The following is a 12,419-nucleotide window of genomic DNA, read 5'->3' on the forward strand; positions in this document are numbered from 1 at the left end:
TTGACCAAGTGATGGCTCCCGTTAGCGCCGATGGCGCTTTGCGGAGTATACTGGCCTGCAAAGTCACTGATTCAGGGGTAAGTTAATCAGGGCATCCCGGAATACTGTACCTTCTTCATAGCTATCTAATATCAAAGCACGCATTTGTCCGTTTAACGCAGTCATCAATAACCTCACAATCTGAATATTCAGCGGGTGGTTAAATCACCCGCTGGTTAATAGGTCTTTTATTAAACGAATTAAAATTCTTGAACCGTTGGGCGCAGAACAATCTCGTTGATATCCACATCCGCAGGCTGCTCAATTGCGTATGCGATAGCACGAGCAACAGATTCAGATGGAATTTCATTTTGCTGATAAAAATCTTTTACAAAGGCTGCACCCTGAGTATCTGAACTTCCATGTTTTAATTCAGATTCGACTGCACCTGGTGAAATGATTGTTGAACGAATTTTACCCCCAACTTCATGGCGCAAGCCTTCGGCAATAGCGCGAACAGCGAATTTGGTTCCGCTATAAACCGTGCCGCCGGGACTGAATACTTTGACACCCGCTACGGATGAAATATTGATAAAGTGGCCTGTTCCCTGAGCCTGAAAAATCGGAAGCGCTGCGGCTACTCCATACAGCAGACCTTTAACGTTGATGTCAATCATGCGATCCCATTCGTCAACTCGAGTCTCAGCTAACGGTGCAATCGCCATTAACCCTGCATTATTGATAACCACATCAACTTTACCGAAGCGCTCTTGTGCAAGATTTACAAGGGCCTTCACTTCGTCCCGGCTAGTCACATCTGTCGCTTGAACCGCAACTTTTCCGCCTGCTGTGCGTATGTCAGCAGCAATAGCTTCAAGCTTGTCGATGCGTCGGGCACCTAAAACAACAGATGCGCCAAGACTGGCTAAATGCCTTGCCGTGGTCTCGCCTAAACCGCTGCTACCACCAGTGATCACAACGACCTTACCGCTGATGTTGTTTGCTAAAACACTACTCATAGTTAATATCCTCAAATCAGTTGAATGAATGACTATGTCTACCTGACATGCAAATCATCCCTCACCTTCAAAAACCAATAAATGGAAACGTTTTGATTTGACAATTCCAGAATTTGGAATAATATTTGTGTATGCATACCAAACCTGAGTGTGACTGTGATGCTTAACAGATTGGAAATGCTCCGGATATTTTGTACTGCTGCAGAGTCTCGCAGCTTTAAAGAAGCGGCTAACCGTCTGGGAATTTCTCCTCAGGCAGTGACGCGAGCAGTAAAGGAGTTAGAGCGATTGCAAGGGGAGCTTTTATTTCATCGAAATACGCGACACATACAAGTGACCCTGGTTGGAGAAAAATTTGCTGTGATCGCAAAAGAACGCCTGCGCGCTGTAGATGAATTGTTTCAAACAAGTGCCCCTGACTCGGGTAATGAATTACAAGGGCGGGTTCGTATCGCAGTGCCTGTTGGTTTTGGTCATAAATGCTTGATGCCAGCATTAATGGAACTCTCAACAGTACACCCTCAACTGGATATAGACCTGACACTCAGTGACGAGCGCGTGGATGTAGTTGACGAAAAAATAGATATTGGGATTCGTATCGGCTTCATGAGGGATAGTCGATTTATTGCCCGCCAGCTCGCCAAAATTAATCTGTATGTCGTGGCTTCGCCTGACTTAATAGATAGAGTGGGAAGGCCTGCGTCTATTGAAGATCTAAACCACTTGCCGGTTACAGGGTTAGTAGATCGCAATACGGGAAAGCTTTGGCCATGGGTTTTTTCCATGGACAGACAGTGGATGCCATCCATAACACGTTTTCGAAGTGCCGACGCCGAAGCTGAATTAATGGGTGTACAAAATGGACTGGGGTTTGCTCAAATTCCTGACTTTTTGGCCCAAGACTTATTACGCCAAGAGAAACTTGTGAGAGTGTTAGAAGAGGCCGAGCCTGAGCCTTGGGATTTATTTATTTATCGCCCTCAACGTGGTCCAGTACCACAACGTGTTCGATTGGTTTTTGATCACCTGGTGACAAGATTTAGTGTCCGCTAATGGCACAAAAGTAATATTCATAAAGCGACGGGAGGAGCCTGTAACCCGAGGGTGATCATCGACCGGGGCTTGCAGCGTCTGAGGCATCCAAAGGGACCAAGGACACAAGTTACGCACCTAGATCTCAATACTCTCAGCTATCTCCAGAGCATCCTCGACCTCGACACCAAGGTACCGCACGGTGCTCGACATATTCGTGTGCCCCAACAGCAACTGAACGGCTCGAAGATTTTTGGTCTTCTTGTAAATCAATGTCGCTTTGCTACGTCTCATTGAATGGGTTGCGTAGACGGAAGGGTCAAGTCCAATGCTCGTAATCCACTTTTTGACAAGACGGGCGTATTGATGAGTAGTGATATGGTCGAACTTTCGCATCCGGCTCGGCCACAAATAATCCATCCCTGAGAGTCTACGCAATTCGATCCATGCTTCGACCGATTCGCGCGTCTTTTTGGTTATCTCAAACTGAACAGGCTGACTGGTCTTCTGCTGGATGACTTGCGCCCGGTCCAGAACCTCACCGTTTCTGGAAATATCTCGAACCAATAGCTTTACCAGATCGCAGGATCGGAGTTTGCAGTCAATTGCCATGTTGAACATCGCCAGCTCGCGGATGTTCTTTGCTATCTCTAACCGAATACGGATAGCCCATATTTGTTCGAGTTTGAGCGGCAGCTTCTGGCCGACGAGCTTCCCTTTGTTCCAGGGAACTTTGCTGGTAGGAAACGTCATGACGTGGCCCTCTTCGGAGGGTAAGGGCCTTTAAGTATGGCTCAAAAGATTGTCCTCTGCTGGCCAACCTGGTCGCAAAGCGAACATTCAGTCGGGCAGCCTGAACAGTTCTCTTAGGAAAAGAGGTCCGCAGCAATGGGGTATAACCCTCCATTTGCGAATTCACTTAAACGTGGTCTGTATCTTCGCCGTATCTCAGCTTTAGTGCCCTCTGATACATAGCTATTTTGTCTTCCAGCTGAGTTTTCCCCATCGGTAGATCGAGGAATTCGTTTGCTTGGTCTAGCGAATGAAACGAGGCGAACATGTGAAGGTGAAATGTCATTAGTTGCTTGAAGTACTTTTGCAACTGGAAGCAGTAAGCCTTTGCTTGGTTACTCTCTTCTCCATCGTGGACGCTTCGGTTTCTGAATAACCTGAGATGGTTTAACGCTTGCTGATGGAATTGTCTGTCGGTGTCTGCAAAAAGAGCTGCTCCACGTTGGACCACTTTTTCATGCCGAGCATCACCTGGACTCAGAACTGTTTCCATGACACTCCATAGCTTCAAAAAACCAGTGTTAGCGTCCTTCTCGTCGCCAGCCCGTGCGTACCGAATTAGGGACTCAATGAGTTTCTTTCCGAATGTCGAATCTGAGAAGGTGGCATCTATCTTTACGAACAGCTCCCGGTAGTGGTTAGCATTCTTCGTTACATCCACTGAATGCTCGTAGAAATTCGGTTCGTACCAAACCTTATCTGTCAGAGCCTTGCCGTTCTTCTCGTGAAGGGTATGAGCTTGGCCCAGACGAACGATGTTCATTGGCTTATCAGAGGAAGGTCCCCAATTAAATTCGACTCTTGGATTCCCCGAAAAGCAAATAGTGCCCCTTAGATAATCCAGCGCAGCAAGGGCTTTGTGAGCCGCTGCTGCAGGATATCTCGCAGTAACTGTGACGATGCACTTCAGGTAGTTGTCGTGCTCGCACTTAAGTAAAGGATTGACTGACTTGATTACTTTGGCCCTGTCTCGGTACTTCTTTGGGTAATCCCGTTTAGCAAAGAATCTCAGTCGACAATCATTCACCACGATGTTTTTGAAGGGAAACGAGCGACTCACCGAGATTGAGGTCAGTAGGTGATAGGTCTCAACTGGTTTGTTCAGGGCATCACGCAATACCTGGTTTGCTACCTCTAGGAAGCCTGACTGGTCCAATTTATCTAGGTATAGGCATTGAGGGACCGTCTTCTTAACGACCCAGTCTGCTCCAACTTCTTCGTTGACGTCAGGGAACTTTAGAAGCGACTGCAGGATTCCGAGGTACTCAAAGTACGAGAAGTTTTTGAACGAGATGCTTTTTGGTCCTTTGGGCTCAGCCACCTCCTTAATCTTCCCGAACGTAATGTCTGGATTCAGTTTTCCTGGGTCAAGCCACTTGATGTTCTTCACTGCATTTTCCATCTGTTGGGATAGCAATAGTAGAAGATGGGTTCTACCCAGTCTCCACCGACGTTTTAAAACGCTGTGGACTTCTCACCTTGGCGCAGCGCGGCAAAAAGGTCCGCTTGCGAATGTTCGCTTTTGTTTACTAGTGAACCTCTGGCAGGTCATCCCACCGGGTCGTATACGCTGGCGACAAATACTCCCGCCGCATCAAAAAAGCCGCCGGTCCAGCCTCTCTGGCCATGTAGACAGTCGCTCTGGATTTCCGGTTAATTGCATCCATCACCGCCATCAGACGTTCCGATCTCGCAGCATCCGATTCCGGCTCAGAGTTGGATTCAAACATATCCTCCTGAACACCCGCCTCTTGCACCAGATCACCCAGCATGACCCCGGCTTTAGCGTAATCGAATCCATCCTTATACATCGGTCGCAACAGGTGCAATGCCTGCTGCACAATAACCCGGGAATCCTGGCTGGGCCGGATAAGCTTCACACTGGCACTGCGTGAATACTGCGGTACGCTAGCCTTGAACGGGTTGGTCCGAATAAACACCATCAGCTCTCCAGCGTACTGATCACCTGTCCGGAGCTTCACTGCAGCGCGAGTCGCAAAGTGTGCGATGGCTTCCTCCAGGTCGCTCAGTTTCTGAAGGGACTTACCAAACGAGCGGGAGCACATGATCTGCTTCTTGGGGGCCGGCACATCCTCCCACGCCACACAGGGAGTGCCGTTGAGCTCCCGGGCCGTGCGTTCCAGCACGACCGAGAACTGTTTTCGGAGCGTCGCCAGATGGCTATCTGCCAGTTGTAACGCCGTGACAATGCTCATGGCCTTCAGTCTAGCACCGAGCTTTCGCCCGACACCCCAAACCTCCTCAACCGGTACCCGGGCCATCAACCGGCGCTGCCGCTCAGGATTTGTAAGATCAACCACACCGCCGGTTGCCAGGTATTTCTTGGCGGCATAGTTGGCCAACTTGGCCAAGGTTCGTGTGGGGGCGATACCTACACAGACCGGCAAACCAATGTTCTGGTAAACCGTCTTTTTGACCGCTCGCCCAAACTCTTCGAAGGACACCACCCGGTCAATGCCGGTGAGGTCCAGAAAGGCTTCATCAATGGAGTAGAGATCCACTCGTGGGGCCAAGGCTTCGAGTGTGGTCATAACCCGCCGACTCATGTCTCCATAGAGGGTGTAGTTGGAGGAAAACACCTGAATGCCATATTGGCGAATTTCCGACTTGATGTGATGCACCGGCACGCCCATCTTGATGCCCAGTGCCTTCGCTTCTTTCGAGCGAGCGACCACGCAGCCGTCGTTGTTGGATAAAACCACCACGGGTGTATTGCGCAGATCCGGACGGAACAGTTTCTCGCAGGAGGCATAGAAGTTATTACAGTCCACCAAAGCGAATACAGGCTGTTTCATTGCCCCTTGGTCTCTCTCAGACACACAGACATCATCCCTGCCCTCCCCGCTTCAGTGACCGGATCACATTGGTGACCACCCCAAACACCTCCATTACCATGTCGCCCTCAATGGTGATGGGCGGGTATGCCGAGTTTCGTGGAAGGAGACGAACTGGCAGCGGCGTCAGGTGCAATTGCTTCACCGTCATCTCGGTTTCAAGGCTGGCGATGATGATGTCTCCATGCTTCGCTCTAAGCGATCGATCCACCACCAACACATCGCCGGGATAAATCCCGGCACCGCTCATGGATTCTCCCTGAACCCGCACGAAAAAAGTGGCGGCGGGATGCTGGATACACAACTCATTCAAGTCGATAGTTTTCTCAACGTAGTCTTCCGCTGGCGACGGAAAGCCAGCGGAGACCCGCTCCAGAAACATCGGGATATCCAGCCATGAGACGGATTCGTAGTCACCAAGCAGAATGCAGGACATGCTTTACACCGAATACTGTTTGAATATACAGTATTCTGGCGGGACAACAGTCAAGGGTCAACCCACGTTACTGTCCTATACTCGAAATTATGCAGCAGCCAGGAAGGCCGGAGGAGTCTGTATGAAAAGCGTGATACTGATGTTTATTGGTGGACTGTTAGGCGGTCTGGTTGGGCCGGTGACGGCCCTAGTAGGTGTGGCAGCCGGTTATGCGATTGGTTACGCTCTGGCATATACGCGTGCAACTGAGCTTGATGAGAAACAGTCTCCTTGTGGTTTACAGGCTCATGGATGTCGTTTTTAGTGTATCTGGGAGCGTGAGCCTGCCCTCCCCTGCCCTACCCTGCGTTCAGCCACGATGCCCGATAACGTATTCCGCCCCACCGATCTCCATGAATCCATTGTGCTCGGTTTCTCCGCCTTACTTAGTGTCCTACTGTTTTGCAATACTATTGGAATAAAGCCCTCTCTTCGGTAACGCTGCAGGTGTTTTTATAAAAACACCTAAACACAGTGCTGTTCGACAATAAAAGATTATGTTTTGAGATGAATGAGATCCTTTTAGGCGCAGAGCGGAGGTATTTTTGTATTTCTGTGCCTTTTTGGTGGATCTAGTGTTGTTGTTGCAAAGAATTAGGCTATTATGGTCTCTGTTGCATTTTTTGGCGGTAAATGCGCCAATTGATACCTTTACCCCAAATATGGAGTTACCATGCCAACTTATGAAAAGTGGCTCGGACCGCTAGAAAACACCTACGACTATTTCTATGACATAAACGATGCGGGTCTTGATGAGCTCAACGAGATTAAAAAGACGATCGCTTCGGAATATGGAAATGGCGATACACGCTACCTGAAAACTTACAGTGTGTCTGAGGCGTCCTCATTGGTTGATCGATCAACCGAGTGGATTCGGCAGCGGAGCCCAGACGTTTCCCGTAACGCGCAAGGTCACGGTCGCTGGACGTTGGCTGAAATTGATGCTCTCCGTCATGAAGCCGGCACGCAGTTCAAGCGCCCTCCAGGAACCTCCCCTTTCGTATTAGCACTATCCAAATTCAAAGGCGGCGTTGGTAACACTACCAACGCTTGCCATCTGGTCCATGGACTTTCTTTGAAAGGTCTCCGGGTTTTGGGGCTCGATTTCGAGCCACAGGCATCCATGACTCAGATTCTTGGTGGGGTCGTGCCTGATCTCCATCTCGAAGAAAGCGATCTCCCAATCGAGGCGCTTCTGGATGATCCAGCGTTGATTGCCACAAGCGGCGCCATTCGGGGCACGTACTTCCACAATGTTGATTTGATGCCAGCCAATTCGCTCATGAATAGCTTTGAGCAGCGACTGCTCGCTCAGCATTTCAGCCAATCACCAACCACCAATGAAATTCCGACTAATTTACGGTTGAAGGCTGTGCTCGATATCGTCAAGCATGAGTATGACGTTGTAATTATCGACTGCCCGCCGAATCTTGGCCTTATGCAAATCAATGCACTTGTCGCTGCAGACGGTATCATCACCTCGCTGAAACCCGAGTTACTGGATCGTGCGTCGTTGGTGGCGTATACGGCGGCGATGACCGGTGTCGTTGACCAGGTTGATAAGCAGTACAGCTATTTCAGGCTTTTGATAAGCCAGTACCTTGAGAACGGTAATAATGGGCACCGGAATTCTCAAAATGCCATACGTAAACTGTATGGTGACGCGGTTATGGAGAGCACAGTACCGCTCAGCCGAGGTATTGCAGACGCGTCCACAGCGCTTTCCACGGTTTACTCGTTGGAGAAGCCGGCAGGCTCACGACAGGCCTACACAAACGCGGTTCAGAAAATGGATCAGGTTGTAAACGAAGTCTTCGACGACCTCATGACTCACTGGAACAGGGAGGCATTGTAATGGCTGAGAAAACAAGACGACCACCCAAAGGCAAAGGATTTTCTGCTGGGAAAGAGGAAGTTCAAAGATCCGTTTCGCAAGAAGGACAAAAACGAACATTCACCGCTGCGACAGCGCCCGCTCAGCCGCGTCCTGAAGATCTTACAGTGAGTCGCGAGATTACTCCTGGTGACGAGTTCAGGCTCATTCCTGCACGACTGATTCGCCGGTGGGATTTAAAAGATCGAACCGAAGCAGAAATGTTGGACGATCCTGAATATGCCGAGCTCATCGAGCAGGTTGGTCAGGAAGGTATCGTTTCACCGGTTACTGTTCGTCCGCTCGATGAGCCAGATGACCAGGGTCATTTGTTTGAGGGCATCGTAGGGTATAAGCGTGCTTCTGCTGCCAAATATCATGACCTTGATGTTCCGGCAGTGGTCAAGAGGATGACTGAACTTGAAGCGCTTAGGTATCAGCGGTCTGAAAACTATGGCAGATCGAACGTTTCTGTTTGGGGTTATGGCTTACATTACGTGGACATTGTTAAATCAGGGAGGGTTCAGGGTTCCAACTCTGAGATAGCGTCCGCCATCGGAATTGATCGCACCCAATTTGCTACGTACTACCGAATCGCAAATACGATGCCTAAAGATATCGCCGAAAGCGTAAAGCTGCATCGTCTTGGGTACAACTCCCTTTACAAAATCATTCAGCTGGTTGACATAGACGACAGGAAAAAGCGGGATGAGATCATCGATCGCATCGTAGAGCATGCAGATGAGATTGATAGAAAGCCCGAAAAGGCCAAATTAATTCTCGATAGGATAGAGTCGTTATACAAAGGTGAGAGTGGGGTAAGGCCGTCCAGCAACGGTGTCGGCGTGTTTCGTTCACAGAAAGGTAAAACATTCACTGTGAAACCAGGGAAAGGAAAGGTAACGGTTACTATGTTGCAGGGCGCGTTGGACGTCGCGTCTCAGGATGAAATCACCAAAGTCATAAACGATTTCCTAGAGGAAAAAGGGCTGACCATTGAGAAGGTCGAACCAAAACCTTAGCCAAAAACCATTCCCACACGTCAGTATTGGGCCGGGTTTCCGATAGGGAGTCCGGCTTTTTTTGATCCGTTTTTATAAAAACATCGGACGAGATGCAAAAGGCAGATCCTGATTGAAGCGCCGGATATCGATGTTTTTATAAAAACACCCCGATATTACGCTGGAAAACAGCCCTCGTGGATTGGCTATAGTTCGACGTTTTTATAAAAACATGTTAGGGGCCTCCGGTAAGGAATAGCTTTAAGGCGGCCATTTTCAGAGCTGTTTTTATAAAAACAGCCTGTAACTGGACAGGCGAAGAAGCACGCGAATCTGGGTCAAGCTCCCGTGTTTTTACAAAAACACTCTCGTATTGATAGGTAAGGCGTCGTGAGACAAGGCCCGATTGCTGGGTGTTTTTATAAAAACACCCAGATTCTATTCGTTCAATGCGACCGCCAGTTCAGTCAGAGTTGTCTTTGCGTAATCGGCGGTTGTGTTGATGTTGCTGTGTCTGGCCAGCCTCTGAGCAGTCGTAAGACTGTTCGTCTTGAGCGTGACCGCTTTGATAGCGGTGTGCCGGAGGAAGTGCGTTGACGCGTTCCTCATAAGCTGTGCGTCCGCGGTTCGTGACGGGTCGTCTTCCAGGATGCTCTCGCTAAATGAAACAAACATTTCCTTCAAATGTTTGTAGAGTCTGGAACGCGAGATTGCAGCAGGCGGCGTACTCATAAAAGGGGTGCCCAGCGTAATGGATCGAGTATCCGGTGCAATAGGGTAGGGCGGTTCACCGATTTTCGGTAACGCAGTGAGTCCAAGCTGGATGCGCAGATTGCTCAGTTTTGCAATGACCGATTTCGGTACTGGCAGTACCGCGGACTTGTTGCCTTTACCTGATGTGATTCTCCACAACCAGTCAGTGCCGGAGTTCGGCGGTGCCGGATAGAAGTCTGAGCAGGTTGCGGCAAGGATGTCACTGCTCCGGGCTGCCAGAACAGACGCCAGGTCAACAATAAGCATTAGCCGCGCTTTCTCAACGCGGATTCGCTTTTCGTCAACGCTGCCGGGAGTGATCGGCTTCTTACCATAGTACGGTGACCAGGCGCTGCAGAACTCTATAAATTCGGCCATCAGGTGCGGTGGAATCTGTCGCTCGTTTATCAGGTCCGCACGGTCGCGCTTCGGTGCAGAAATCAGATTCTTTGGATCGGGCATCGGGTTGGCAAGAAGCCATCCCTTCGTATGCAGGTAACTGATCAACGACTTGATGATCGTGAGCGACTGCTTCGCGGTGCCGGGGCTCAGCGGTTTCTCAAAAGGGCGCCATCTCGGATCACTTCTCTGAATGCGAATTCCACTTTGCCACCGGTCTGCCGGCTGGGGATTAAGAAGGAACCTTGCATACACCAGGTAGTCCTCCCGGGTTGCGTCCGAAATTGTCATGCCCTGATCGGCAAGCCAAAACAGAAAACGCTCTGCTTCTTTTCGGTAAGCCGTTGCGGTATGAGGGCTCCCGCTGGCTTTCTCCGCCAGCCATACGGCCACCGCCTCTGCATCGCTATTCGCTTTCCAGCCAACAAGGTCTGGCGTTCGCAGCTTGCCAGCATGGCCGGGCACAGTACGAAATTCAGCGGGCGCTTCCCAGGGCAGGGTGACCATCTTCCCGGGTCCTTTGTCTGCCGGTATCACGTCAAGGTTGTCTGCCTCGAAAGGTTCCACGCTTTTTTCGGTGTCGGTTTCTCTGGTCAATTTTGTCTCCGCTCATCCCGCTGCAACGACTGCTATTGCTGGCTTTGTGATTTTCTGAGGCAGGGCAGGGCAGTGTGTTTACAGGGTGCCCGGCCGGCATGTTCCACGGTCTGGCGCTTATTCTAGCAGATCATTCCCATTTCCGGATCATAATAATAGTTATGTTTATACACAGCACTTAACATGTCTTTATATACCGGTATACGTGTAGTGTATGTAATCGTATACCGTGGTATGCTTGGATTAACGTCGACAACCGTAGGAGACAATCGTGCGAACTTACAAAAGGCGAGTGCTCGCGCCTAACACCACCGTAAAGGTAGGGGGCTGATATGGGGCGTCCAGCTTCTTTTTCCCAAAAAGAAGTGGCACGTATTGCCACCCGACTGATTGGTCAGGGCAAAAACCCGACCGTAGATTCCGTTCATGAAGAGTTGGGGCGCAGGGGTTCGCGCACTACGGTCAATAACTACCTCAGGGCATTTCGAGAGGAGTTTAAGGCGCGCGGTCTGACAGCGCTCCCCTCGGCCATCCCAGAACCCCTGTTGCCCATCATTGAAGACTTCTGGGCCCAGGCGTTGGTTAAGGCAGGGGAGCGGTACGATGAAGAGCGGCAATCGGTAGAGCGAGAGCGGGAAGCCGAGCGGGAGGCGAACAGGGTATCTCTAGATGAGACAGCGGCAATCATTGATGAGCAGTCGGCACTGCTAAAAGACCGTGAACAATTTGTCGCAGAGCAGGCCCGAACCATCTCGGAGCAGGAGCAACAGGTTAAGGCCCTAAAATCGCTATTGTCTGGCCATGACGAAACTATACTCGATCTGAAACGCGATAAATCCCGCCTTTCCGATCAGCTTGACCACGAGCGTGAAGACGCAAATAGGCGATTTGACCAGGCAAAAGAGGATTGGTACCGGGAGCGGGCGACGTTGCGGCAGTCGGTAGAAGATGCCCGGAGGCAGTTAGCCGAGGACAACGAAAAGAATGCCCGACTTGCTGATCACTGGATGCTCCAGCTCGATGATGCTCGACAGCAAGTACGAGAGATCAAAGAACGACATCAGGAAGATAAGCAGCGGTGGGACGCCGATTTAAAGCTCGAACGAGCACGATCGGATCGGTTGGCCGTTACGGTGTCTAAGTACGAACAACGAATCGAGGCTTTGGAAGCTGAAAGTTCAGATGTGTCCAAGCAATTCGACGCCGCGGTCGCAGAAAACGGTGTTCTAAAGGATCAAATTGCGAAACTCGAGGGCAAACTAAAACGATGCAAACAGATTGAGGGATAGCCCGCTAAGGTTAAGGGAGTGACACGATATTGACTGTATTCTTGAGGGTGATGGAGATTTCGATTTCCGAGATAGTGTATTAGGTTTGTTTATGCCACTGTTTTAGACAGCAGGGGCGTTTAGGAGCTTTACGCCCTAAACATCGGACTCAGTCATAACTAAATTGGGTTTTTTATGAACGTCATGGCTAAACCTTTCGATACAGCCTTAATCCCTCGGATACAGGCATTTCCAGATAATTTCCGACTTCTTCAGCGCGTCCCCTGAGGTGGACCCAATCAGTTGGACAACCTGATGGTGTCCCTAAGCTATGATCCGGTTGTTTCCCTGGCTCAGGCTGCCAGAGATATGGGTT

The 12,419-nt window shown here is 50.1% G+C and carries 10 protein-coding genes; 4 read left to right on the forward strand and 6 right to left on the reverse strand.

Features of this window, described 5'->3' with window-relative positions:
• Positions 1-239: 239 nt before the first annotated feature.
• Positions 240-998, reverse strand: a complete 759-nt coding sequence (locus MLC70_RS17530; RefSeq protein ID WP_248185676.1) for an SDR family oxidoreductase — start codon at positions 996-998, stop codon at positions 240-242.
• Positions 999-1,157: 159 nt separating this feature from the next.
• Here MLC70_RS17530 and MLC70_RS17535 point away from each other — a divergent pair, with 159 nt between their 5' ends.
• Entirely contained in the window at positions 1,158-2,051 is an 894-nt protein-coding gene (locus tag MLC70_RS17535) for a LysR family transcriptional regulator (protein WP_248185695.1), read from the forward strand.
• Between the two features lie 117 nt (positions 2,052-2,168).
• Here the strand turns inward: MLC70_RS17535 and MLC70_RS17540 are convergent, their stop codons facing one another.
• The 4 genes from MLC70_RS17540 to umuD form a co-directional block, all read right to left on the reverse strand.
• Positions 2,169-2,783 carry a tyrosine-type recombinase/integrase gene (locus tag MLC70_RS17540; protein WP_248185677.1) on the reverse strand — a complete coding sequence of 205 codons (615 nt, stop codon included), beginning with the start codon at positions 2,781-2,783 and terminating at the stop codon, positions 2,169-2,171.
• 166 nt (positions 2,784-2,949) lie between these two features.
• Entirely contained in the window at positions 2,950-4,212 is a 1,263-nt protein-coding gene (locus MLC70_RS17545) for a hypothetical protein (protein ID WP_248185680.1), read from the reverse strand.
• A 139-nt stretch (positions 4,213-4,351) separates the two neighbouring features.
• Complete coding sequence (umuC, locus tag MLC70_RS17550; protein ID WP_248185682.1) at positions 4,352-5,638, reverse strand: translesion error-prone DNA polymerase V subunit UmuC; 1,287 nt, start codon at positions 5,636-5,638, stop codon at positions 4,352-4,354.
• Between the two features lie 31 nt (positions 5,639-5,669).
• Complete coding sequence (umuD, locus tag MLC70_RS17555) at positions 5,670-6,113, reverse strand: translesion error-prone DNA polymerase V autoproteolytic subunit (RefSeq protein ID WP_248185685.1); 444 nt, start codon at positions 6,111-6,113, stop codon at positions 5,670-5,672.
• Between the two features lie 712 nt (positions 6,114-6,825).
• Here umuD and MLC70_RS17560 point away from each other — a divergent pair.
• Together MLC70_RS17560 and MLC70_RS17565 are read left to right on the forward strand one after the other, a co-directional pair.
• Entirely contained in the window at positions 6,826-8,007 is a 1,182-nt protein-coding gene (locus MLC70_RS17560) for an AAA family ATPase (RefSeq protein WP_248185687.1), read from the forward strand.
• Complete coding sequence (locus MLC70_RS17565) at positions 8,007-9,047, forward strand: ParB/RepB/Spo0J family partition protein (protein ID WP_248185689.1); 1,041 nt, start codon at positions 8,007-8,009, stop codon at positions 9,045-9,047. Before MLC70_RS17560 ends, MLC70_RS17565 begins: the two co-directional genes overlap by 1 nt.
• A gap of 417 nt (positions 9,048-9,464) precedes the next feature.
• On the opposite strand, the gene MLC70_RS17570 is transcribed toward MLC70_RS17565, so the two are convergent.
• Entirely contained in the window at positions 9,465-10,775 is a 1,311-nt protein-coding gene (locus MLC70_RS17570) for a tyrosine-type recombinase/integrase (protein ID WP_248185691.1), read from the reverse strand.
• 332 nt (positions 10,776-11,107) lie between these two features.
• On the opposite strand from MLC70_RS17570, the gene MLC70_RS17575 reads away from it, so the two are divergent.
• Positions 11,108-12,064 carry a DNA-binding protein gene (locus MLC70_RS17575; RefSeq protein WP_248185693.1) on the forward strand — a complete coding sequence of 319 codons (957 nt, stop codon included), beginning with the start codon at positions 11,108-11,110 and terminating at the stop codon, positions 12,062-12,064.
• The last annotated feature ends 355 nt before the right edge of the window (positions 12,065-12,419 follow it).

Origin of the sequence: Marinobacter goseongensis (genome assembly GCF_023156235.1) — a bacterium.
Classification (GTDB): Bacteria; Pseudomonadota; Gammaproteobacteria; order Pseudomonadales; family Oleiphilaceae; genus Marinobacter; species Marinobacter goseongensis.

Bases quoted from the DNA above. Each gene is read 5' to 3' on its own strand.
- MLC70_RS17540 (WP_248185677.1), bottom strand. From the start codon at position 2,783: ATGACGTTTCCTACCAGCAAAGTTCCCTGGAACAAAGGGAAGCTCGTC.
- umuD (WP_248185685.1), bottom strand. From the start codon at position 6,113: ATGTCCTGCATTCTGCTTGGTGACTACGAATCCGTCTCATGGCTGGAT.
- MLC70_RS17575 (WP_248185693.1), top strand. From the start codon at position 11,108: ATGGGGCGTCCAGCTTCTTTTTCCCAAAAAGAAGTGGCACGTATTGCC.
- MLC70_RS17565 (WP_248185689.1), top strand. From the start codon at position 8,007: ATGGCTGAGAAAACAAGACGACCACCCAAAGGCAAAGGATTTTCTGCT.
- MLC70_RS17530 (WP_248185676.1), bottom strand. From the start codon at position 998: ATGAGTAGTGTTTTAGCAAACAACATCAGCGGTAAGGTCGTTGTGATC.
- MLC70_RS17535 (WP_248185695.1), top strand. From the start codon at position 1,158: ATGCTTAACAGATTGGAAATGCTCCGGATATTTTGTACTGCTGCAGAG.
- MLC70_RS17560 (WP_248185687.1), top strand. From the start codon at position 6,826: ATGCCAACTTATGAAAAGTGGCTCGGACCGCTAGAAAACACCTACGAC.
- umuC (WP_248185682.1), bottom strand. From the start codon at position 5,638: ATGAAACAGCCTGTATTCGCTTTGGTGGACTGTAATAACTTCTATGCC.